Raw genomic sequence first — 19,860 nt, 5'->3', positions numbered from 1 at the left:
GCCTGAACGGAGGTTGGTCTGCAAGTTACTCCCTCACTCCGTTCAGCCTGAGCGAAGTCGAAGGCCAAGGCCAAGGCCAAGGCCAAGGCCAAGGCCAAGGCCAAGGCCAAGGCCAAGGGAATCCCCTTATCGCAAAGCCCGGACCTGCGGCGTATCCAGGCACGTTCGCATAGCCGCGTCGCTGGTCCGCACCGCGCCCGCAGCACGGAAAGGCGCCACCTCGATCGGCTCACCCAACCGAACCGCCGCGAACCGCCCCGGCACCCCCGAACACCGCATCGCGGCACCCAGCAGCTTGGGCGGCGTGTCATAAGCCTCATAGGACAGCCGGAAGGTGCCCCAATGGATGGGGATCGCGGTGGACGCGCCCAGCCGCTCGAAAATCTGCACCGCTTGCGGCGGGCCGATATGGCTGCCGGCCGCCATCTGGCCAGGCACGAAGCGGAACGCCCCGATCGGCAGCAGCGCCAACCGCACCGGACCGAGCTTGGCCGCTTCCTCGGGCCAGCGGCCGTCGCCCATGCCGGTGTCGCCTGCGAAGAAGATATTGCCGCCGGGCAGCTTCACCACGAAGCTCGACCATAGCGCCCGGTTGCGATCGGCGAACCAGCGGCTGCCCCAATGGTGATTGCGGGTCACGACCACCGACACGCCTGGCCGGATCGCCCGTTCACGCCCCCAGTCGAGTGCGGTGGCGGGCACGCCGACCTGCCCGATGACGCTGTCGTTGCCCAGGCTGGTGACAACCAGCGGCCGGTCGCGCCGCCACAATTTCTTCAGCGTCGCCTGGTCGAGGTGATCGTAATGATTATGGCTGATCAGGACGAGGTCGATTTTGGGCAGGTCGTCGAACGCGACGCCGGGCCTGGCGACGCGGCCGGGGCCGATGCCGAAGGGGCCGGCGCGCTCGGCATAGATGGGATCGGTCAAGATGTTGAGGCCCTGCGTCTGCACCAGCACCGTGGCGTGGCCGATCCAGGTCGCGACCATCGCATCGCCCATCACCCGCGCCGCCGGGCGGGACGCATCGACCCTGACCGTGTCCGGCCAGTCCGGGCGCCCGTCATCGCCGGTCAACTGGCTCCAGAGGAAGCCGCGCCGCCCGCCGCGCCGCGGCATGCGCAGCGTATCGGCATCGCCATCGGGGTTGAAGAAGTGCTCGCCGTCATAATGGCCGCTTTCGGGCCCTTCGTAATAGATGCGGTCGAGATAGTGCGGCACGATGGTCGCCGCCAGCCCGATCAGGATGAGCAGCAGCGCGACCGTCTTGGCGATCAGGCGCACGGCCTTCATGCCGCCACGCGCCCGGCGGCCAGGGAGTAAAAGCGGGCGGTGTCCGAAGCCCTGTCGGAATTGGTCATAACCGGTCCTGATGTCAGCGCGCATGCCGGGCGACGCGCGCCTGCCACAGCATAAGAAGCGGCACGACGACCAGTTCCATCATCAGGCCCAGCCGGTGCCCGGCGGACGGCGCGCCGACCATCGCCCAAGAGCCCAGCCGCGCCAGCCCACCGGCCACGACCAGCAGCCCCAGCAGCCGGAACCGCGCGCGCTTGCGCTCGATGCCCGGGATGCAGGTGACGAAGGCGATCCCCAGCCCCAGGAAGATGCCCGAGACATAGCGGAACTGGCTGTCCAGATCGGTCGGCACCACCGGCGCATGGCCCAGCCACCGGGGCCCCAGGACGACGCTGATCCCCCCGATCGACAGCGGCACCAGGCAGGCGATGGCGACAACCCCCTGCAACAGGCGCCGTTCGTCACGCCACGCGCTCAATCCAGTATCTCCTTGCGGACATGAATGGCACGCAGCGAAATCCGTACCTCGATGGTGAAGGCGACCAGGCACAGGATCAGCAACGTCACCGACAGGATGAAGGCGACCGCGATCAGCGTGCCGAAATGATAATTGCCGATATTGGCGACGAACAGCACCGCGATGACGATGCAGGCCATCACCGCGCTCGACACCGCCATCAACAGCGCGGCGTTGATGATCGACATGCGCCGGTCGAGCAGGCGCAGCTCCCATTTATGACGCAGCAGCTCGGGGCCGTGATCGATCTTGTGGATCATCATCTCCAGTGTGCGGGCACGGTCGATGACCCGCGCCAGCCGCCCGGCCAGCACGTTGAGCAGCTGGCCGATCGCGGCCAGCATGAAGACGGGCGCCAGTGACAGCTGAATGGTCTGGGCGATGGTGGTGACGGCGGGCAGGTTCGGCATGTCCGGCAAATGGTGGCGCGCCAACCGCGCCGCGACAAGGGGCGATGTGCGCTGCGGGTGAGGTGCGATGGGGCGATCCGGGACAGGCGGGTCGCGATCCGTCGTGCCGGTCTATACCGCCCGGGTGGTGGCGAGGATCGCGGCGATCTCGTCCTGCGACACACCGAACGCGCTGGCGAGCCCCCCCAGCGAGGCACCGCGCTTGGCGAGTTCGCGTATCCGCCCCTCATCGACCACCGTCGCATAGCCGCGCGTGTCGCGCTGTTCGCGCACCACGTCCTTGCGGCCGGAGGTTCGGTGGCGCTTGGCGGCGGCAGCATGGGGATCGCGTTCGGCGGCGGCCATCTCGGCCTCGCGCCGCGCGGCACGTTCCGCCTCGCGCGCGGCGGTCTCGCGCACCCGGTTGGCGGCGCGCGCTTCCATCCGGTCCGCCATCAGCGCGGCGCGCTGGCCCTCGCGTTCTTCCCGTGCCCGGGCGCGCGCAGCGGCGCGTTCTTCCAGGCTGTCATTGGTGCGAACCCGCAGCCCGCCGCGCGGCGGCGTCACGCCCCAGCTGTCATCGACCATCTTCATGCCCCCGATCCGATCGCGCCCGCGATTAGGTCCGCCGGGCCCCCCTTGGCAACCCGAGTGCGATCGGCTTGTTATAGGTTCATAAAATAGGCTGGGAGGCATGGCCATGAATCCGATGCTCGACCCCGATCTGATCGAATTCGTCGACGACGCCACGCTGCTGGAGGCGTTCGCCATCGTTCATGAGGCATCCGACGAGGGTGAACGCGACATCGTGCTGGCCGAAATGGCACGGCGCAACATGGGCGCCGCCGCCCCGATGCCACCCGCCCGGATGGCGCTCCGCCCCTGACCCTGCCCCCGCCTTATCGGCGGATATACCTGAAATACCACATTTTAGGGTTGGTTTGGCCTGAGAGGCTTGGTTTTCTCGGGTTTATGGGTCCGAGCTTATGCCCGGAATTGGCGAGTAGCAATCACGGGGTAATCACGAGAGCAGCTTTCAGATGCGATCCCGGCGCCTCGAGCTGACTTTTGGCCATATGTTCAGCGGGCCAAGCCAAGGGATGACAATCGTTGAAAGCGGATGACGCGAAGCAAATCTTGCTGTCGTCAGCTGGGCTTGGCGAATCTATCAGTTTCGTCATAAAACTCGTGCCACGCCTGATGGGCAACGTGCAAAGTGGAAGTCCCTACATTGATCGCCTCAAATTGATGTTCCTCTCGATGCTATGCCGCAGTCTTTCAAGGCGTGCGGGTCGGGCCAGTGGCATTCGCTATGGCACGCCTTTGTGGAAAACATCGGGTCTGACTTTGCAGGGGGATCCAAATGGGGTGAAGATTGCTCACCGCGCACCGTCGGTCAGCGTTATTCCCCTGCAGAGGCATCATGCTGGCGGCCGCGACGTCCAGGGGGGCGGGAGGGGAGGCGGTAGTGGGTATGGCAGATCATATGATCAATTACGCCCTTCCCATATGCCTGGTGTAACGCTATGTTAGACCTCTCGGATGTATCTGCCGTCAGGAAGATGCTCGCAATCATGTGCCGAAACCCTTTGCTGAGGATCAATCCTCCCGAAATTAACATTCGAAATAATTGGCGGCCGTTTGACGTCGTTGAGCCGCATTCCCTGTCTTTCCATTCTGATGAGTCGGCTTGGGAGCACATCGCTGATTGCCTCGATGGCAACGTTGCCGTGACGTGTCAGCCGCCCACCACCGCATATCCGGATCATGCCTATGTCATGATCGAGGAGGATGGACGTGGCATGAAGTTATATATGAAGATTGCGATTAACCCGATCATTGCGAAAAAAGTCATTGGAGTGAGCTTTCACCATGCTCGACGCTGAAGCCTTTCTCGCCGCTGCGTTGGAAGATGCGGAGCGGGCAATGACCTCGTGTGCCTCGTGCGGCAGCGACAAAATTTCCGAAGTGATGGCTCGCCAAGATGTGCCTTTTGGCGGGAAAGGTGAAACCTTTTCAGTCCAGGTCCCAATCATAAAGTGCGAGGCCTGTGAGTCCTCATTCACGGACCATCGCGCAGAGAAGATTCGTAAGGATGCCATTTACGATCACCTGGGGTTGCTGAGGCCTGCGGAGGTGAAAGGGATACGTCTTGCGCTCGGCATGACGCGGAAGGACTTTGATGCTGCATATGGCCTCCCATCTGCCTCTATGGAGAGGTGGGAAAACGGACGGATAATACAGAATAAGAGCATGGACACACTGCTCCGTGCCTTGTCGAATCCAGTCACGGCACATCGTCTAGATCGCAGGCAGGATCCAGTTGATGGAGGGTCCGTCGTGCAGGGGCGCTTTTCTGCATTGGAAGCAAAGCCAAACGGCTTGTCTGATGCACGGTCGCGAGCTCAATCCTTCCATCTTCGTGCGGTTGGTTAAGCTGTGTTTGTAGCTACTTTTTATTCCTACAAGGGCGGAGTCGGCCGTACTCTGGCTTTGGCGAATGTCGCCGTTACGCTCGCTCGCCGTAGGAAAAAAGTTCTAGTTGTTGATTTTGATTTGGAGGCACCTGGCCTCCAAACTATGGACGCTTTTCGGTCAAGCCAAGGAAAAGCTGGCGTTGTCGACTTCGTTCAGAGTTACATTGAGACGGATCAGGTCCCATCCGTGTCAGAGTATATCTGTAAATGTCATATATTAGAGCCTTCCTTTGATGGTGAAACATTGGATGAAAGCGAAGGCTTTAATATTGATATTATGCCTGCGGGGGGCGATGATGATACATATGCCCGGCGATTTGCAGCTGTAGATTGGAACGATCTATACAATAATAAAAATGGCTTCTTAGTCATGGAAGATCTCAGGGCACAATGGGCTGCTCTGGGGTATGAATATGTATTGATAGATAGCCGGACCGGTCACACAGATGTCGGAGGGATCTGCACGCGACAGCTGCCAGACGCCGTAGTCGCTGTCTTTTTTCCAAATGAGCAGAACTTGGTTGGTCTGTCTCAGGTCGTAGAAATGGTCAGAGGCAGTTCAGCGCGAGGCAAGCCTATAGATTTGATATTCGTTGCCTCTAGGGTTCCCCGTCTTGACGATGAGCATGGCCATCTCCGTAATTGGCTAGAACAGGCTCAAAATAGACTGCGTTACTCAGGCTCTGAGCTTGTAACGATTGAGCAGTATGATAGTCTTATGCTGCTGAATCAGGTGTTATTCGTACTAGCGCGGCCAAAATCTGGTCTCGCGTCCCAGTATAAGCAACTTGAATCGCAGCTTGCGCGTCGCAACATTGAGGACTCTGTGGGTGCACTTGCGTTTGCTCGTGATGCAGCACGAGGAAATGCCCGCCGACGTACATCGCTTGCTTCTGGCCCTCGTCCTGAAGATGAGCAGTTGCTGACCCGGCTGCGTGAAATCCAAAAGGTTCATGACAAAGACCCAATTATTCAACATGCCTTGGCGAGGGCGTTCTACCAGCAGCAGAGTTTATTTGATGCTGCGCTCGCTAGCGATTATGCTTTGGCTTTTTCATTGCCGGGTGATGGTAATGTGGCTGTCCCGCCTAACTTCACGGCAACGGTAAATCGGCTCCGACTTAGAATATTCAGCGCAATCGACTTCCCTGATCAGGTTCATCAGTCTGCATTGTCCATTCTCGGTGATCCCTTTGCAACCGAGGAAGCCGTATTGGATGCTATGCTGGCGTTGGCTCAAGAGTCATCAGAACTCTTGCCTGATCCAAATACTGTTCCGGCATTGGTTTATGCGAGTCCAGAACGACTGATGGCCGTTGCGCTACGGCTAGCGGCGTCGCCTGCGGCTACTGATGTTGCCGCTTCTATTGCTGCGCGTGCGATCGCCGAGTCACCTGAAGGTTATACCCCAGATAGCGGTGAGCATAATAATCTTCAGCTTCTTTTGATTGCTGGCGGTAAATTTGACGTCGCAGTTAAAATTTCTAAAAATCCGCCGGTAGCAGATGTCGATCATCTTCAAGATATTTTCAATCGGAGTGTTGCATTGTGGGGGCGGGATGGTCATCCTGATGTTGGTGCATTTAATTCAGTAGTAAATATTGTGAATGGTTTAGATGCCATATTTCCTATAGCGAACCTTTATCAGTGTGCGGCACTGGCTGCCGCTGTGATAGAGGATAAGGAAAATACAGAGAAGTTTGCTCTTATATCTAAAGATTGCCTGACTGATATGGCGACGCTGGAGTTCAGCTGTTGGTCTTATTTCAATGAGCAGAAGAGTAAATTTGAAGAACATTTAGATAGTATATTGGCGTTCTGCCTCCGTGAGGGACCTCCGCCCGAGGTTTTGACACGTGCTTGGGCCGGCTCAAATGCTACGCCGGGCTTGTTGTTATGATGAGTCAAATTATCATGGCTTCGACGATCGCCTGCATCAGCACATGACGGGGCACAGGCACTCCGACCGACACATACCCGGGGTTCTGCGCTGACCGCGTCCCGTACAGGTCGATCCACTTGCGCCCATGTCGCCGCCAAGCGCGCTGTAGCGGCACGACGGGCAGCAACAGGCACATTCCGGCCGGGGCGTAGGCATACCCAATGAAGTCCGCAGCCAGAGGTTTCTGGATCCACCCAGGCACGCGGCGCGCCTCGTCCGACCAGCGTTCCAGCAGGACGTCGGGCCAGTCGTGCATCCGCACCTTCTCGTCGACAGTGTAGGTCCGTCCACAGGCCAGGGTGAGCAGCCGATCTATCCCACCCCGCTGTGCCCATCCGTCTTCGCGCACGGCGACCGCTGACACCATCGTCGGGAACGCGCGGCGATATAGCGGCAGCCACCAATCGGCATCCACGAAGCTCTCCGAAAGCGCCAGGCTATCTCGGAAGCGATGCACACGCGGAGAGCCCGCCGCTCGACGATCGCGAGCGACGGGCCTGTGTTCCATGCGCCGGGACGGGACCCGCGGCGTGATCGGCTCAGAAGTGAACGTCATCCGCCTCCGTGGGGTCGTCTTCTTCCAGATCCTCGGGTTCGAGGTCCGTGTCTCCGTCTAGCTCGTCCATGCGGTCGATCAGCCGTTCGGTGATCCGCGCCAGTTCGGCACGGGGCAGGGAAGGGATGGTGGCCAGCACCGCACGCGGCGATGCGACCCGGTCCAGCCGGTGCCAAGGACGGCGGCGCGATCGGCGCCAAGGCATCGCACGGTGAGCGCTGGGCGGCGGGGTGACGGCAGCGTGTCCCATCATGCTGCCTCCCCATAGTGCCGTTGCTCGATGGTCTGACGCACCGCTTCCGCCCGGTCGGGGTGCCCGACGATCTGTGCCATCAGCGGCGTCAGGTCGTCGGACGGACAGTCCTGGATGACCAGCCACAGCTTGCGGTCGGACGTCAGGGCATAGCCGCCGCCGATCTGGACGAGGGCGTGGAGCCAGGCGGTGGGGTTGAAGGGCGTGGGGTGGGTGAGGGTCGCCATGTCAGCGACCCTCCCCGTTGAGGCGCTTCGCATGAGCCAAGAGCCGGGCAGCATTGTCGTCATCAATGGCGCTGGCGCCACAATACGACATGTGTTCCAGCAGACGGGTAAATTCCGCCCAGGTCGTTGGTTCGGCCATGTCTGCGTCATGCGATGCTGAACATACCGCCTGTTCCTCCTGCTCGAACGTGACGGGGTCTTGTTCCTCCAAGTCGGACGGCAGGCTGTTGAAGCGGCGGCTGGCGGCGTCAGAGGCGTCGAGCAGAGCGCAGAAGGTTTCGCTGGTGGTCGACATGTCAGCGGCCCTCCACATTCGCGATGCGGGCAACGTCGTCCGCGATCTCTTCCAGCCAATCACGGCCATCGCCCATGTCGTTCTTGATCATGAACGCCAGCTTCGCGTGCAGGTCGGTGACGGTGCTGACCGGGTGCGTCGCAACGGCCGACTCGGCATTGGCATAGGCGTCGTTCAGGGCATTGCTGCGATCGGCCGCAGCAGTCAGGCCCGTGTCGCGATGGATACGAGCGCGGAGACGCTGCCGTTGAAGGTCGGCCGCAACCAGACGGCGCAGTCCGGGGCTATTGGGATGGTTGCGCGCCGGATCACGTTCGACGAGGCCGCGGGCGACGCTGACAGCGCCCGGGTTTGCAGTGGTCCAGTAGGGATCGCCGTCAATGTCGACCGCGACATGCGGGATCTGGGACGCAAGCGCCTTTGCCGCCGCGTCGGCGGGTTTCAGGACCAGATTGTCGTGGTCCTCCGACACTTGCCAGGCTTCCTCGCTGACCGCGATCAGCGTGGCCAGGGCAGGGCTGACGCCCGAGTTGGCGCGCATGCTCGATGCGACGGCCGGGACGGCGGCGGCAAGCGCGACGAGGCCAGCGCCCCCAAACAGGGCGCGACGGGTGGTTTCGGTCGTCATGGTTCAGCCCTCCGCCCGCAGTGCGTCAGCTGCGATCGTCCGCAACGCGGCCTCGTCGATTGCGCAGTCCTGAAGATAGTCCAGCAAGGCGTTGATCTTGATGCCGACGGCGGCACGGTTTGGCGCAGGCGCGGCAGCGAGGTTATAGACAGTCTCGCGCTCGATCCGGACAGCGGCGTTCATCGTCTCGCCTGGAACGCCGCCCGGCGTCGCATTGTGTCGACGGACGGTTTCGTGCGCCTCGGTCCAGGCAGTGTGCGCGCGATGCCATTCGGCATGCTCGGCTTCTTGTGCCTGCGATTTGTCCGGCGGGGTCATCAGCCGGTATTCCACCTCATCGAGAACCGTGCTGATCTCGACCAGCTTCTCGGAAGCGATCTGGTGCGTGCACCATGCGCTAAAGGCGGCATGATGCATCGGCGATGCCGGGTCATTCAGCCGCCCGACCACCTGCTCCATCAGTTCGCTGTTGGCGTTGTCCATCGTGACGATGACGCGCTCTATCGCGAGCGATATATCGGCAATGGCCGTGACGGGGTCGGTCACGGTGGCGGCAATTGCATAGCTGGCCATCGTTCAGCCCTCCCGCCCGGCTTCGCGAGCCGCTTCGATCGCATCGTTGACGTTGGGGGCGTCGCAATAGGCGCCGAACACCGCGAAATTGCCGGTGGCGTGGTAATGCTCAAGGGCCTTCTGGCCGTACGCATCCCGGATCGCCGTCAGGCAATCGAAGCGATAGCCGACATAGGTCCAGTATTCGTCAACGGTGTTACCGAAGCGCGGGCGGTGCCATTCACCATGAGGCGGATGTGCAGCGACGGTCGCTAGGATCGCACGGGCGCGCCGGTCGGTCGTCCAGCAGGGAGCGGTGTCATTCGCAGGGTTAGGGGCGTTGATGCAATCCGCCGTCTGGACGGCAGACGCAAGGATGCTATGCGCGGCAGTAGCCATAGTCGATCTCCTCAATAGATCGGTTGTGGTCAGGCCGGGGTGGGGAGGTAGGATGCCCCATCTCGGCTGACTGATATTTTTCATATCACCAGTATTTCTGGCAATCAAGCGCAAAGTGATCTAATAAATATCACATGATGACCGTCGAGCAGTGCCGGGCCGCGCGATCCCTTTTGGGTTGGTCCGCTCAAGAACTTGCTGACCAAGCTGGCATCGGCGTTGCGACAGTGCGCCGCTACGAGGGCGGCAGTCCGATCGCGGACATTTCGCTTGAGGCCTTGTCTGGTGCGCTGGCTTCCGCTGGCGTCACGCTAATCGGCGCAGATCAAAAATCGACATCCGGCGGCGTCGGTGTCCGCCTTGCGAAAAGCGCGGCGGGCTGAAGCGATCAGCCACTTGCCGACGTACGTCACCCGGCTATCCTCACTGAGGTCCCTGACACGGTCGGCGTGGGCAAGCCTCGACGGAGAGTTTGTTTGGCGGGTTCGAGTCCCGCTCATGGGGCTCGCTGCTGGTAAGGCTGCGGCAGCTTCCGCCCAGACCCAGGCGCTCAGGCCGGCAATCTGTGTTCCCGGAAGCAGGCATTCGTTCAGCGCGATCACTCTCGCGTCCCCTCTCCGACGGACAATTTCAAGCAACCGCAATCGGAAACAGATTTTGGGAAAGCGGGTGCTCCGGACGCGTGCCGGCGCGATCGGCGTGGCTACGCTCCCAGCGCTGGTTCCCAATGGGGAAACCGGGCCACGTCACGAGGCCGCCGCCGGGAGAGTTACGCCTGCGCCATGCTTTCGATCTGGCGCAGCAACCGATGCGGATCGAAGGGCTTGGGGAGGAATGTCGCCCGGGCAGGCAATTCGTGTTCCGGGATGGGGGCGTTGCCGGATACGACGAACAATACGGTCGGCGGAAAGCGTTCGCGGACATAGTGCGCAAGCTTTACACCATCCATCGATCCCGGCATCTGCACATCGGTCAGAACCACTCGGATTTCCTTGTGCGCGTCGAGGATGGCAATGGCTTCGTCCGCATTCTCCGCGTCGAAAACCCGCCATTCGGCGTGCTCAAAGAAGTCCACGAGGTCGAACCTGACCAAAGCCTCATCTTCAACGATCAGGATCGTCTTGCTGCCAATCGGCGTACTCTGACCCACGCTTAATTCCCGGTCACGATAGCGGCGTCTCCAAGCCGCGCTTCAAGTTCGAACACCAAACCTTCCGGCCGATAGTCGGTTGCAGCCTTGCCGCTGAAATAGCTCCGCAAGGAGCGCTCGATCAGGACAGAGCCGAAGCCCTTGCGCTGGGGCGGCGTAACGAGCGGCCCTCCCTCCTCGCGCCAGCAGACCGCCAATTTGGCATCGTCGCCGTTTCCGTCGATCGACCAGGCGAGCGTCACGTGACCGGTTTCGTTCGATAGTGCGCCATATTTGGCGGCATTGGTTGCCAGCTCATGCAGAGCAAGGGCGAAGGCGACCGTCAGTTCGGGCTTGAGCGTCACCGCCGGGCCGGAAAACAGGATGCGCTCGCCGATGCGGCCGTGCGGGGACAAGGCCCGCGTCGCCAACTCGCATAGATCGGCGGAGCGCCACGAGCGACCGGTCAGCACATCCGTTGCGGCACCCAGCGCGACCAGCCGCGCCGACAGGCTCTGACTTGCCGTTTCCGCCTCCGGAATGCCACGCAGCGTCTGCGCGGCGACCGACTGGACGACCGCCAGCACATTCTTGAGCCGATGTGCCAGTTCGCCATTCATCAGGCGCATGTCGTCTTCGTTACGGCGCTGCTCACGAAAGTCGCGGGTCACGGTGCCGTAGCCGATCAGCGTTCCCATCGCGTCTGTGACGGGAAACACGGAGTAGAGGACCGGGATCAACTCGCCGGTGCGGAAATGCTGGAAGTCCAGTTCGCCGGCCCAGTGGCCGTCGCGATCCACCGCCGGCAGCACCTCGCGCATGACCGCCTCGACCTGCTGGGGTGGGAAGAAGTCGGCGATGTTCAGTCGGGCGATGTCAGTGTCTTCTAGACCTACGAGGCGCCTGGCGGCATCGTTGATGTAAAAGACGCTGCCGTCGGTATGGGCCATGCCGATGAAGTCGGTGCTGTTCTCCGCCAGTCGGACGAAGCGGTCGCGCTCTTCCTCGCTCGCGCGCAGGTTGGTGATGTCACGGGAGACCGACAGGATGCGGTCGGGGCGCCCGTCCGGTCCGGCGATCGGACTGACCGCGACGTGCCACCATTTGGGTGTGCCGCGATAGGTGTCGGCCTTGCCGATGAAGCTGCGCGCCTCACCCCGCCTGGCTGCCTCGAGCGCGGCCTTGGCTTCGGCATTGCCGGCATCCTGCCAGAAGTCCGGCCATGGGCATCCAACGACCTCATTGAAGTCACTGATCTCCATGACCTGCTGTCCGCCTTCGCTCATGAAGGTCAGCTTGCCGTCCAGGTCGAGGACCTTGATGCAATCCGTCGAGCTGGCCAGCACGCCGGACAGGAACGCCTGCCGCTCGACTGCCTGCCGCTCGCTTTCGACAAGCTCTTCGTTCAGCCGTCGCGCACGACGCAGGGACTCGCGCAACTCAGCGGTCAGCATGACGATGCCGAGCATGACAACGAGAAACAGGGATGCCGCCACCCATTGCTGATGCGGCACCCAAGTGGGATGCTCGATCGTGCCGAGGGATGCGATGCCGGTGGCTGCCGACAGAAGGGCTGCGAAGAGGCCCGGTCCTTTGCCCGCCACCAGAGCGATGGCGATCGTCGCAGGAATGAATAGCAGCCAAGGCAACGTGTCCGGTACGAACAGGATGCGTCCCCAGCCCACAGCAAGGATCGTGATTGCCGCAAGTAAATACCGGGCCACGATCGGAAGCTGAAGGTGGAGTGACCAGGCTACGATCCGGTCGAAGAAACTGACAGGCTGGGAACGGATCATCAGGGCGTCCAAGAGCGGACAGGCCCCCTGGCACATCCTCATCGGCCATATAGCAAAGCCGCACACCGACGGGAATATGGCCGCTTCGAACATAGCTGGACGGTCAGTCCCGAAACACCATCCTTTCTGGGAACGTCGGTAAGCCGCAAGATCGGGTATGCCGGTCGGCGTTCCCACAAGTGGAATGACCGCTTCCCACCCTAACCAAACGAAATGTCACAGTGGCATTCGCTACTAGGCTTAGCGAATTGGCTGACCTCGAATTTATTTCGTCAAGTTGCTGAGGGGGGTATGGCATATTCCCGCGACGTCAGCGACCATATTGCCATAGCGGGGTATGTGGCATGGCAAAGCACTATGGCGTTCTGACGTTCGACAATCGCGGTCCCATCAAGTCGTGGGAGCGGATGATGCTTGTTCAGCGGCACAACGCGCGGACAGAGGAACTGCCGCATTGCGATCCGGAAGCCCCGGAGCCTGAATTTTTGAAGGGTTCCGAAAGACTGGTCGAGGACGCGCAACGCGAATTGTGCTCGCGCGGGCTCGACCCGCAAACTCTTCGGGCTAACGGCGTCATCGCCCATGAGGTGATCCTGACCGCCTCGCACGAGTATTTCGCGCAGGGCGATGAAGCGGAGCGAGATCGGCGCCTGTGGCATTGGGTTGCCCGCGCCTATCTGGCTGCGATCAAAATCTGGCGAAAAGTGACCATCGTGCAGATGGTCCTCCACCTCGACGAATACACGCCGCACATCCACGTCGTCCTCATGCCACTGGTCAAGAAGGTTTTCGGGCGGCGGCCGGACGATGGCGAGCGATGGACGCTGAACGGGCGCGAGATCACCGGTCCTGGCGAGTTCCAGCGGGCGCACGATGAATACGCCATCGAGATGGCGGCGCTGGGATTGCAGCGCGGCGTGTCGGGCAGCGGGCGTAAGTACCGGCCGTTCGCGGAAAAGGCCGCTGAGATGGACGAGCAGTGCAAGCGGGCGGCGGCAGCAGAGGCTGACGCCGTGAAAGCGAAGGAAGGGGCGGAGAAAGCCGAGCAAGCCCGCGCCGCACACTGGGCGGACGAGTTCGACCGCCTCAAGCGCGATCGGCTCGAACTGGAGGAGGGGCAGCGCCTGCTGAAGATCGAGCAGGGCAAGGTTCGGGCAGCCATGCTCCGCCAGGAGGTGACGAGGCGGGCGCTGGCGTCGAAAGAGGCGGATATGGATCGCCACGCTGCGGCTTTGAAGAATGCAGAGGGGGATCTGAGGGCAGCACTTACGAAAGCGGAAGCGAAACAAGCCCATTTTGAACGCGAATTGCGTGCTATCAAAGATGTCCGCCGCTATGCAAACGAGCTTCTTCAAGCGGCCGATGACCTATCTTCTGTACGATTGGCTGCAGCACGCGACGGAGTTAGCGCTGCGCTGGGCAACGTTGATCGTTCGGCAGCAGGGAGCGACTGGGTCGTAGCATCTTTTGCTAAGCGCCAGGGCGCTGAGCGGTAATTAGGGATTCTCAGTATGGCGCTTGGATTGTCGCTCGCCCTCCTCGCATTTTTCCAGCCCGATCATACCGTTCGTGGCTGGGAGATATATGGCGACGAATCTACCTGCTCGGCGGACAAAGTTTTTGAGGACGGCACCACAGTGGGGCTGTCGCTGGATCACGAGCAAAAGGACAGCTCGATCACCCTGTGGAACGAACGTTGGCAATCGATCGACAAGGGCAAGACTTACGAGGTGACCGTCCAATTCGACACCCGCGATCCGCTGACGTTTAAGGCATTCGGCATGAAGACCGATACCGCAGGCGGCATCCTGATCGAAACCGACGGCATTCGAACGATAGCGATGGCCATGGCGGCTCGGTCGGTCGCCTTCCGACGGGGCGGGCAACTTGTTGGACGCTACAGCCTGGCCGGTTCAAATGCCGCCATGCTCGCCATATCCCGCTGCAACGGCAAGGCCGCGAACAAGCTGGTTGATGACCCCTTCGCGGGGTAGCGAGATCATGATCGAAACCGCTGGTACCGGGCGACCCGCTCAGGGGCTTGCTGACCCGCGATCGCAACCGCTGAGTCTCTGGCTTGTGCAGCCCGACCGTCAGCGTAATTCACCAGTCGTTCGGTGAATTCCTTCGTGGTGATGCTGCCTCGCATATCCGGATTGAAATGCTGATTGATGGTGATGTTGGGCGCCGCCGACCGGATCGGCGCGGCCATCATAGCAGGATTGAATACACTTAACGTTTCGTGAGCGCTGATCATGGCCTTCGGGACGCCGTTGACGCTCAGGACGTTGCGATCAACGCCGCCAAATCCACCCGCCCTGATCGTCCCACCCGATGCAAGACGGGGAAGGCTGCTAACATCGGGTGAAACGGCGCTTGCAGCAGCCCCCGTCAACAGGCCCGCAGCGCCACCTGTGCCGGGCAAAAAGCGGCCGAGCAGCGTCAGGATGCCGCGGCGTAAATATAATCGAGCCAGATCGGCGATGATGCCGGAGATTGCTTCCCCAGCGACGCCGCGCAGCTTGAGGAAGCTGGCTGCAGCTGTCGCCAGGCTGTCGTTGAGGCGCTCCACGCCGTTAACCGCTACACCTTCCAGGGCTTCTTTCATTTCCGTCCCTGCACGCGGGATATCGTTGAGGTATGAGGCGAGGGGGCCCTGATTGTTGCGCTCGATAGCGGCCGCGCCATAGCGGCGAAGGTCCGGCAGAGCATCGAGGGTGCCCCGGGCCAGCGCGGCCTCCTGTGGGGACGCCTTGCCTTGAGCCGCGAGGTCCAACACCTTCTGCGCTGTAAGGCGCTGCTCCTCGATGCCAAGGTCCAGCAGCTTCAATTCAAGCTGCCGCCGTTCTTCTGATGTGCGCGCCAAGCCCTGTTGAGCGCGAAGAATGTCTTGCTGATTGCCCAGGCGCTGACGTTCAAGTTCCAGACCGTTGTTCTGCTCTCTGATAGAGGCATTGCGGTCCACGAGCAGCAAGCGATTAGCGGTAATCTCGTCGACCACCTTCTTGCGCTCGGCATATTCTGCCGCATCCAAATCCCCGCGCGATCGACGCTCGTCGAGATCGCTAATCCGGCCAGCCTGATCCAATTTGATGCGCTGCCGTGCAAAATCGTCCTGCTGCCGGGGATCGGATGTAAGATCGGACGACGACGATGCCCGGTCCGATCGAAGTGCCAGCAGTTCGCGTTCGGCACGGGCCGCAATCCGGTTTTCTCGCGCTTGCTCCCGCACGGCCTTGGCCGCATCGCGGGTTGCCTTGGCGTGATCCCGCTTGGATTGTGCCGCTGCTCGTTCCGCCGCCTCAGCCGCGTTGACGGCATTATGGGCGCTGGTTAGTTCGGAGCGGTATTGACTGAGGGCTTTCGCATCCCCGGCCTGAATGCTGCGGCCCTTTTCTTCTACCAGCGCGAGGCGGGCACGTGCCTTCTCCAGGTCCGTTGTTGATGTCTGCAACACCACCTGTTTTTCAATAAGGCTCGTTGTCGCCGCTCCGATACCGAGTAACGCCTTTTGTTGCGCGGTGGCGGTGCCGGTCAGCACCGCTTGCTCTGCCTTCAGTTTTTGGACACCCTGAGCAGCATCGACGGCGGCGGCGGCCTGCGCGGTGATCGTCTTTACCAACGACCGATACTCAGGCCGGTCGCCGACGGCCTTCCTAACAGCCAGCGCGAAGTCGTTGATCGGCAGTGTACCCTTCGCAGCTTCGGCAGCTAGGTCCCGCAACTGTTTTTTCACGGGGTCGGTGATGACCGCGTCAGGCTGGCGGAAGCCAGCGGTGAAGACCGGTTCCCTAACGCCGGCCGCGTCCTTGGCGGCGCTAATGGCTCGGCTTCGGGCGGTAACGTAAGTGCGGGTTCCAGCTTCGACGTCATTCTGACGGGCTTGGGCAGCGGCCAGACGTTGTACAGCAGTGGTCTGGCGGTTGATGGCACCGGTGGTCGTATCAACAAACCGGGCGAGGTCGATCTGCGATTTAGACATCGTCTCCGCCGCATCTGAGCCTTCAAAAAGGCGGGGCACGAGGACGGTGGCCAGGATCGACCCGGCGCCAAGAATAGCTGCGCCCCACGGTCCGGCGAAAAACGAAGCTAATTTGGCCGCACGCCCACCGGTATCGGCCAGCGCATCGGCGATCTGCGGCGCCTGCTGTGCGAAGATCAGGCCAGGGTTCTGGCCACCAGCGAGCTGCGTCGTGACATCGCTGATCTGTCGACCAAGATTACGCTGGGCGTTGGCAATCCGTCCGGAGGAACGGTCAACTTCATCGGCCGCCTTCTTCGACGCCGATCCAACGCGCGTAAAGCTGGTGGCGCTGTTTTGAGCCACACGGTCGAGGTTGGCGTCGAGCGTCTTGGCGGCCTGCTGCATTCGCCCGGTCGACATCTCGAATGTCCGGTCGAGATCCGTGATGCCGCTTTTCGCCTTATCAAGGCGTGCGATTACTTCGATCGCGACCGTTTCTGCGGTGACGGTCATCAGCTATTCCCACTCTTTCTGATGGCGATAGAGGCAGCCCGCGCGACAAGGTCGGCAACCTCTTTCCGCCGGATGTCGGCAGCGGGGGCCATGTAGGGACGGGCGGCCATCTTGCTGGTGCCGAATTCCAATGGCGCCGCATGCCCAGCGGTCGATACCACCAAGGCGTGCAATGGCTCGAGCTCGACGTGGTCGATGCCTCGGATCAGATCGCCTAGATCGTTATTGGGTGGCTCGCCTGGCTTACTTGCGACGTGCCCTTTGCCACTGACGGAGCCTTGCATGACCAGCCCTTTCGCCTGGTCTTCTATGATGCGGGCCCCTTGGACGACCGCAGGTGCGATGTCCTGTTCAAGCTGGGCCACCAGCTTCCGCAGACCGCCGCGAACCATCAGCCTTCGTCCTCGATCGATTCCGCTGGCGGTTCGACGCCAAATATCAGCGCCCCTACGATCGCGAATGCGTAATGCCACGCATCTTCGACCGGCTGGCCGACAATATAGGCGTCGATCAGTTGGAGGGCGCGCTGCGGGGTGACGCCTGACTCGACCCCGTTCACGATGGCACGGTTGCCGCCGATCAGCCCCAAGCGAATAACCTCGATGCTGTCGCGAATGGCAATCTCACTTGCCAAGGCTTCTGCCTCGCCAAGTGCCGACCAGTCCGGCTCACCGTTGCTCAGGAACGCGCGGCCTTTCGCCAGCCGGGCGAAAATCGCCCCAATGCCCATCGGAATGCGGGCACCGTCGCGGCCAATATAACCGAGCGTCCGTTCGAGTTCTTCGATCTGGGGTAGGCGCAAGGTGAAACGGTATATGCCGTCAGCGAACGGTACTTCGATCCACGTCACACGCCTCGGGCGGCTGCGGATCGCATTATAATAGGCGCAGATCTGCGCGACCGTCGGGCTGGTCTGTGCGAACGGAGCCGTCATGCGCGCAGCGCCCCGTGACTGCGAGCCGACCGCGTCACGGCATTGGCAACGATGTCGGCAAAGTCCTTCACGATGACCACGGCCCGTCCTTCTGTGATCGCCTCGAACCGCTGCTGCAGCTGCTGCATCTGTCGATATGCCTTGCGGTCTGCCTGAAGATCCTCGCGGCCTTCCTCATCAACCCAGCGAGAGACGACTTTCCAGCTCGTGGCGTAGTGGTCGACTACGTCCCACCCAAGGCGGATGAACTGATCTCGGAAATCAGTCGGCCGCGCCCTCAACGGGGCACCGGCTTTCCCATCCTTCGGCATTTTTGCGGTGCTTTGGTTTTCCATACCCCGATTTAATAGGGAGAGGCGCTGATCGGCTTACCGCCGTTGCAACGGGCAACCCCATCTTGAATAATCCGTTGGGCGAGTCCGAGGAGAAGACCGATCGCCCATGCCAGCAACGTCGTTCTATGCGACGGACCGAACAGTCCCCACGCCTTCGACATCATCCCGCTACAGCCGCGCAACGGCACCCTCGATGCGCAATGCCCGATTTGTCACGGCTATGGGCAGTGGAACACCGAGATCGATCTGGTCAGCTTCCGGTGTAAGCGAGCAATCTGCAATTATTGCCACGGGGCGGGATGGATCGAGACCGGCAACGACCCGGTTGGGCATGCCGACATCACCATGTCACCGGAAGGCTATCCGCAATGGGTCATAGCGTATGAGCCGCATCAGGATCCGGATCATCCTGTCGCAGACCCGGCTGCGCCACTGTCACCGCATCAGATTGACCGCTAGGCGGGTGCCCTAACTTGCCGCCCGGTCAGCCAGAGGAGCGGTGCATTTCCAGTTTCCGCCGCCGATCTGCCGCCCGGCGGCGCACCGCATCGGCGCGGGCAGCGACTAGATCCTCTCGCCCTTCCTCGTTAATCCATCGGCGGATGCAGCGCCAATTGCAGCGATAATGTTCGTCCAGCCCGTCCCAGCCCATTTCGATGTAGCGATCGCGAAAATCGTGGGGTTTGGGGCGGTAGGGGCGGACGAGACCGGTATCGTTGCGGCGGGGCAGACGGGCGGCCATGGTCCATCGGGCTACCTACCGCAGTCAGCCTGTATTACCGCCGCCACGGCTGCTGGAGGAGCGACCGGTGATTCGGCGTGACTTGTTCAACCTGTTCTCCGGGCGCGAGGCGCCGGACGCGCCGCGGCCCTGGGCACCATACGAGCTAGTGACCTTCCTGCCGGACGAGGAGGTTCGCGCGGCATTGGTGCAAACAGGTCTATGTCATGGTCGAGACGAAGACTTGGCGTTCGTGAAGGCCGCGATCGGCGGCACCGCGTTCGCCAAGAGCATCGACCTGCGACGTCATGGGACACAGCTCGACAAGGCGACGCTCAAGGCCATGAATGTCCGGCCCACCGCAATGCTGACCGCGGAATACCTGGCGATCCTAACCCCAGCCGGTCTTGCTGACCCACTCGAGGCGGCGCAGACCCTGACATCGGCGTACCTTGGTCAAATTGCGGTCACCAATTCGCTGGGCCGCGCCGAACATGCTGGCGTGGAGTTCGTCGAGGTGATTCCAAACAACATGGCGGCGGGGGCCTGCGCGGCATGCCTGAAGCTGGCAGAGAAGCCAGTGCCGATCGCCGAGGCACCGAAAGGCCCTCTGCCGGAATGCCCGCACCCGGAACAGTGTGTGATCCGATCTAGATCGATCCTTATCTGAATGCGAACGCCTGAAGGCTAGACTGGCGCTACAAGTCTGGTCAGGATCATGCCTCATCAAAGGGGCCACCCATGACGTACACGCCAACAAGCGCCTTCCGGATCGCTATACTGCGGGAAGTAGGGGCTACAGCCATCGTCTTGCATGCAGGCACGCGAGATAGTTCTTACTGGACTTGCCCCGGAAAAGTGGAGAGTTCCCTTGAGGTGAAAGGCGAACTCGATGACGAAGCAGCGACGTTTCACGAAGGAATTCGAGGAGGAA

27 protein-coding genes are annotated in these 19,860 nt (G+C 61.4%); 9 read left to right on the top strand and 18 right to left on the bottom strand.

The window, feature by feature from the left end; translation table 11 throughout:
* Window positions 1-126: 126 nt before the first annotated feature.
* The 4 genes from ACQKJZ_RS10745 to ACQKJZ_RS10730 form a co-directional block, all read right to left on the bottom strand.
* Window positions 127-1,293, bottom strand: coding sequence for an MBL fold metallo-hydrolase (locus ACQKJZ_RS10745; protein WP_427731120.1), 1,167 nt, complete (start codon window positions 1,291-1,293; stop codon window positions 127-129).
* Window positions 1,294-1,375: 82 nt separating this feature from the next.
* Window positions 1,376-1,777 carry a DUF4345 domain-containing protein gene (locus ACQKJZ_RS10740; RefSeq protein WP_427731119.1) on the bottom strand — a complete coding sequence of 134 codons (402 nt, stop codon included), beginning with the start codon at window positions 1,775-1,777 and terminating at the stop codon, window positions 1,376-1,378.
* Window positions 1,774-2,226, bottom strand: coding sequence for a DUF2721 domain-containing protein (locus ACQKJZ_RS10735; protein ID WP_312490634.1), 453 nt, complete (start codon window positions 2,224-2,226; stop codon window positions 1,774-1,776). Before ACQKJZ_RS10735 ends, ACQKJZ_RS10740 begins: the two co-directional genes overlap by 4 nt.
* Window positions 2,227-2,337: 111 nt before the next feature.
* Window positions 2,338-2,799, bottom strand: coding sequence for a hypothetical protein (locus ACQKJZ_RS10730; protein ID WP_427731118.1), 462 nt, complete (start codon window positions 2,797-2,799; stop codon window positions 2,338-2,340).
* A 100-nt stretch (window positions 2,800-2,899) separates the two neighbouring features.
* On the opposite strand from ACQKJZ_RS10730, the gene ACQKJZ_RS10725 reads away from it, so the two are divergent.
* From ACQKJZ_RS10725 to ACQKJZ_RS10710, 4 genes are all read left to right on the top strand, one after another.
* Window positions 2,900-3,091, top strand: coding sequence for a hypothetical protein (locus tag ACQKJZ_RS10725; protein WP_427731117.1), 192 nt, complete (start codon window positions 2,900-2,902; stop codon window positions 3,089-3,091).
* Window positions 3,092-3,731: 640 nt separating this feature from the next.
* The gene (locus ACQKJZ_RS10720; protein ID WP_427731116.1) at window positions 3,732-4,091 is read left to right on the top strand and encodes a hypothetical protein; all 360 of its coding nucleotides are present in this window, start codon (window positions 3,732-3,734) and stop codon (window positions 4,089-4,091) included.
* Complete coding sequence (locus tag ACQKJZ_RS10715; RefSeq protein ID WP_427731115.1) at window positions 4,078-4,641, top strand: type II TA system antitoxin MqsA family protein; 564 nt, start codon at window positions 4,078-4,080, stop codon at window positions 4,639-4,641. The genes ACQKJZ_RS10720 and ACQKJZ_RS10715 overlap by 14 nt, the downstream gene beginning before the upstream one ends.
* A 3-nt stretch (window positions 4,642-4,644) precedes the next feature.
* Complete coding sequence (locus ACQKJZ_RS10710) at window positions 4,645-6,582, top strand: tyrosine-protein kinase family protein (RefSeq protein ID WP_427731114.1); 1,938 nt, start codon at window positions 4,645-4,647, stop codon at window positions 6,580-6,582.
* A 4-nt stretch (window positions 6,583-6,586) separates the two neighbouring features.
* Here the strand turns inward: ACQKJZ_RS10710 and ACQKJZ_RS10705 are convergent, their stop codons facing one another.
* The 7 genes from ACQKJZ_RS10705 to ACQKJZ_RS10675 form a co-directional block, all read right to left on the bottom strand.
* On the bottom strand, window positions 6,587-7,039 hold the full coding sequence (locus tag ACQKJZ_RS10705; RefSeq protein ID WP_427731113.1) for a hypothetical protein: 453 nt from the start codon (window positions 7,037-7,039) through the stop codon (window positions 6,587-6,589).
* Between the two features lie 124 nt (window positions 7,040-7,163).
* Window positions 7,164-7,433 carry a hypothetical protein gene (locus ACQKJZ_RS10700; RefSeq protein WP_191864599.1) on the bottom strand — a complete coding sequence of 90 codons (270 nt, stop codon included), beginning with the start codon at window positions 7,431-7,433 and terminating at the stop codon, window positions 7,164-7,166.
* On the bottom strand, window positions 7,430-7,660 hold the full coding sequence (locus ACQKJZ_RS10695) for a hypothetical protein (protein WP_191864598.1): 231 nt from the start codon (window positions 7,658-7,660) through the stop codon (window positions 7,430-7,432). The genes ACQKJZ_RS10700 and ACQKJZ_RS10695 overlap by 4 nt, the downstream gene beginning before the upstream one ends.
* A 1-nt stretch (window position 7,661) precedes the next feature.
* A complete protein-coding gene (locus ACQKJZ_RS10690) occupies window positions 7,662-7,955 on the bottom strand; it encodes a hypothetical protein (protein WP_191864597.1) in 294 nt (97 codons plus the stop codon).
* Window position 7,956: 1 nt separating this feature from the next.
* Complete coding sequence (locus ACQKJZ_RS10685) at window positions 7,957-8,583, bottom strand: hypothetical protein (protein WP_191864596.1); 627 nt, start codon at window positions 8,581-8,583, stop codon at window positions 7,957-7,959.
* A gap of 3 nt (window positions 8,584-8,586) precedes the next feature.
* Window positions 8,587-9,156, bottom strand: coding sequence for a hypothetical protein (locus ACQKJZ_RS10680; protein WP_191864595.1), 570 nt, complete (start codon window positions 9,154-9,156; stop codon window positions 8,587-8,589).
* A gap of 3 nt (window positions 9,157-9,159) precedes the next feature.
* Window positions 9,160-9,534 carry a hypothetical protein gene (locus ACQKJZ_RS10675; RefSeq protein WP_191864594.1) on the bottom strand — a complete coding sequence of 125 codons (375 nt, stop codon included), beginning with the start codon at window positions 9,532-9,534 and terminating at the stop codon, window positions 9,160-9,162.
* 134 nt (window positions 9,535-9,668) lie between these two features.
* Between ACQKJZ_RS10675 and ACQKJZ_RS10670 the strand changes: the two genes are divergently transcribed.
* Complete coding sequence (locus ACQKJZ_RS10670; RefSeq protein ID WP_191864593.1) at window positions 9,669-9,917, top strand: helix-turn-helix domain-containing protein; 249 nt, start codon at window positions 9,669-9,671, stop codon at window positions 9,915-9,917.
* Between the two features lie 386 nt (window positions 9,918-10,303).
* Here ACQKJZ_RS10670 and ACQKJZ_RS10665 read toward each other — a convergent pair whose 3' ends face one another.
* Both ACQKJZ_RS10665 and ACQKJZ_RS10660 read right to left on the bottom strand, forming a co-directional pair.
* Window positions 10,304-10,684, bottom strand: a complete 381-nt coding sequence (locus ACQKJZ_RS10665; RefSeq protein ID WP_191864592.1) for a response regulator — start codon at window positions 10,682-10,684, stop codon at window positions 10,304-10,306.
* A 2-nt stretch (window positions 10,685-10,686) separates the two neighbouring features.
* On the bottom strand, window positions 10,687-12,459 hold the full coding sequence (locus tag ACQKJZ_RS10660; RefSeq protein ID WP_427731112.1) for a PAS domain-containing protein: 1,773 nt from the start codon (window positions 12,457-12,459) through the stop codon (window positions 10,687-10,689).
* A 344-nt stretch (window positions 12,460-12,803) separates the two neighbouring features.
* Between ACQKJZ_RS10660 and ACQKJZ_RS10655 the strand changes: the two genes are divergently transcribed.
* Together ACQKJZ_RS10655 and ACQKJZ_RS10650 are read left to right on the top strand one after the other, a co-directional pair.
* Entirely contained in the window at window positions 12,804-13,955 is a 1,152-nt protein-coding gene (locus ACQKJZ_RS10655; protein WP_427731111.1) for a plasmid recombination protein, read from the top strand.
* Between the two features lie 15 nt (window positions 13,956-13,970).
* Window positions 13,971-14,453 carry a hypothetical protein gene (locus ACQKJZ_RS10650; RefSeq protein WP_427731110.1) on the top strand — a complete coding sequence of 161 codons (483 nt, stop codon included), beginning with the start codon at window positions 13,971-13,973 and terminating at the stop codon, window positions 14,451-14,453.
* A 5-nt stretch (window positions 14,454-14,458) separates the two neighbouring features.
* Here the strand turns inward: ACQKJZ_RS10650 and ACQKJZ_RS10645 are convergent, their stop codons facing one another.
* The 5 genes from ACQKJZ_RS10645 to ACQKJZ_RS10625 form a co-directional block, all read right to left on the bottom strand.
* A complete protein-coding gene (locus tag ACQKJZ_RS10645) occupies window positions 14,459-16,936 on the bottom strand; it encodes a phage tail length tape measure family protein (protein ID WP_427731109.1) in 2,478 nt (825 codons plus the stop codon).
* Window positions 16,936-17,328 (bottom strand): HK97 gp10 family phage protein, encoded by a 393-nt coding sequence (locus ACQKJZ_RS10640; protein WP_427731108.1) that lies wholly within the window; start codon window positions 17,326-17,328, stop codon window positions 16,936-16,938. Before ACQKJZ_RS10640 ends, ACQKJZ_RS10645 begins: the two co-directional genes overlap by 1 nt.
* Window positions 17,328-17,870, bottom strand: a complete 543-nt coding sequence (locus ACQKJZ_RS10635; protein WP_427731107.1) for a gene transfer agent family protein — start codon at window positions 17,868-17,870, stop codon at window positions 17,328-17,330. The genes ACQKJZ_RS10640 and ACQKJZ_RS10635 overlap by 1 nt, the downstream gene beginning before the upstream one ends.
* Window positions 17,867-18,205 (bottom strand): hypothetical protein, encoded by a 339-nt coding sequence (locus ACQKJZ_RS10630; protein WP_427731106.1) that lies wholly within the window; start codon window positions 18,203-18,205, stop codon window positions 17,867-17,869. Before ACQKJZ_RS10630 ends, ACQKJZ_RS10635 begins: the two co-directional genes overlap by 4 nt.
* Before the next feature lie 484 nt (window positions 18,206-18,689).
* A complete protein-coding gene (locus ACQKJZ_RS10625) occupies window positions 18,690-18,947 on the bottom strand; it encodes a hypothetical protein (RefSeq protein WP_427731105.1) in 258 nt (85 codons plus the stop codon).
* Window positions 18,948-19,014: 67 nt separating this feature from the next.
* Between ACQKJZ_RS10625 and ACQKJZ_RS10620 the strand changes: the two genes are divergently transcribed.
* Window positions 19,015-19,596 (top strand): hypothetical protein, encoded by a 582-nt coding sequence (locus ACQKJZ_RS10620; RefSeq protein WP_427731104.1) that lies wholly within the window; start codon window positions 19,015-19,017, stop codon window positions 19,594-19,596.
* Window positions 19,597-19,667: 71 nt separating this feature from the next.
* Window positions 19,668-19,860: hypothetical protein (locus ACQKJZ_RS10615; RefSeq protein WP_427731103.1), on the top strand; the 193-nt coding region annotated here is incomplete at its 3' end.

This window comes from Sphingomonas sp. NPDC019816 (assembly GCF_050274375.1).
In the GTDB taxonomy this organism is placed as follows: domain Bacteria; phylum Pseudomonadota; class Alphaproteobacteria; order Sphingomonadales; family Sphingomonadaceae; genus Sphingomonas.
Note: the sequence above shows the minus strand (reverse complement) of the source record. Positions and strands in the feature narration are given on the sequence as shown.

Bases quoted from the DNA above. Each gene is read 5' to 3' on its own strand.
- ACQKJZ_RS10720 (WP_427731116.1), top strand. From the start codon at position 3,732: ATGTTAGACCTCTCGGATGTATCTGCCGTCAGGAAGATGCTCGCAATC.
- ACQKJZ_RS10700 (WP_191864599.1), bottom strand. From the start codon at position 7,433: ATGATGGGACACGCTGCCGTCACCCCGCCGCCCAGCGCTCACCGTGCG.
- ACQKJZ_RS10630 (WP_427731106.1), bottom strand. From the start codon at position 18,205: ATGGAAAACCAAAGCACCGCAAAAATGCCGAAGGATGGGAAAGCCGGT.
- ACQKJZ_RS10625 (WP_427731105.1), bottom strand. From the start codon at position 18,947: ATGGCCGCCCGTCTGCCCCGCCGCAACGATACCGGTCTCGTCCGCCCC.
- ACQKJZ_RS10690 (WP_191864597.1), bottom strand. From the start codon at position 7,955: ATGTCGACCACCAGCGAAACCTTCTGCGCTCTGCTCGACGCCTCTGAC.
- ACQKJZ_RS10735 (WP_312490634.1), bottom strand. From the start codon at position 2,226: ATGCCGAACCTGCCCGCCGTCACCACCATCGCCCAGACCATTCAGCTG.
- ACQKJZ_RS10730 (WP_427731118.1), bottom strand. From the start codon at position 2,799: ATGAAGATGGTCGATGACAGCTGGGGCGTGACGCCGCCGCGCGGCGGG.
- ACQKJZ_RS10680 (WP_191864595.1), bottom strand. From the start codon at position 9,156: ATGGCCAGCTATGCAATTGCCGCCACCGTGACCGACCCCGTCACGGCC.
- ACQKJZ_RS10645 (WP_427731109.1), bottom strand. From the start codon at position 16,936: ATGACCGTCACCGCAGAAACGGTCGCGATCGAAGTAATCGCACGCCTT.
- ACQKJZ_RS10725 (WP_427731117.1), top strand. From the start codon at position 2,900: ATGGCCATGAATCCGATGCTCGACCCCGATCTGATCGAATTCGTCGAC.
- ACQKJZ_RS10685 (WP_191864596.1), bottom strand. From the start codon at position 8,583: ATGACGACCGAAACCACCCGTCGCGCCCTGTTTGGGGGCGCTGGCCTC.
- ACQKJZ_RS10660 (WP_427731112.1), bottom strand. From the start codon at position 12,459: ATGATCCGTTCCCAGCCTGTCAGTTTCTTCGACCGGATCGTAGCCTGG.
- ACQKJZ_RS10655 (WP_427731111.1), top strand. From the start codon at position 12,804: ATGGCAAAGCACTATGGCGTTCTGACGTTCGACAATCGCGGTCCCATC.
- ACQKJZ_RS10640 (WP_427731108.1), bottom strand. From the start codon at position 17,328: ATGGTTCGCGGCGGTCTGCGGAAGCTGGTGGCCCAGCTTGAACAGGAC.
- ACQKJZ_RS10715 (WP_427731115.1), top strand. From the start codon at position 4,078: ATGCTCGACGCTGAAGCCTTTCTCGCCGCTGCGTTGGAAGATGCGGAG.
- ACQKJZ_RS10745 (WP_427731120.1), bottom strand. From the start codon at position 1,293: ATGAAGGCCGTGCGCCTGATCGCCAAGACGGTCGCGCTGCTGCTCATC.
- ACQKJZ_RS10675 (WP_191864594.1), bottom strand. From the start codon at position 9,534: ATGGCTACTGCCGCGCATAGCATCCTTGCGTCTGCCGTCCAGACGGCG.
- ACQKJZ_RS10650 (WP_427731110.1), top strand. From the start codon at position 13,971: ATGGCGCTTGGATTGTCGCTCGCCCTCCTCGCATTTTTCCAGCCCGAT.
- ACQKJZ_RS10635 (WP_427731107.1), bottom strand. From the start codon at position 17,870: ATGACGGCTCCGTTCGCACAGACCAGCCCGACGGTCGCGCAGATCTGC.
- ACQKJZ_RS10670 (WP_191864593.1), top strand. From the start codon at position 9,669: ATGATGACCGTCGAGCAGTGCCGGGCCGCGCGATCCCTTTTGGGTTGG.
- ACQKJZ_RS10695 (WP_191864598.1), bottom strand. From the start codon at position 7,660: ATGGCGACCCTCACCCACCCCACGCCCTTCAACCCCACCGCCTGGCTC.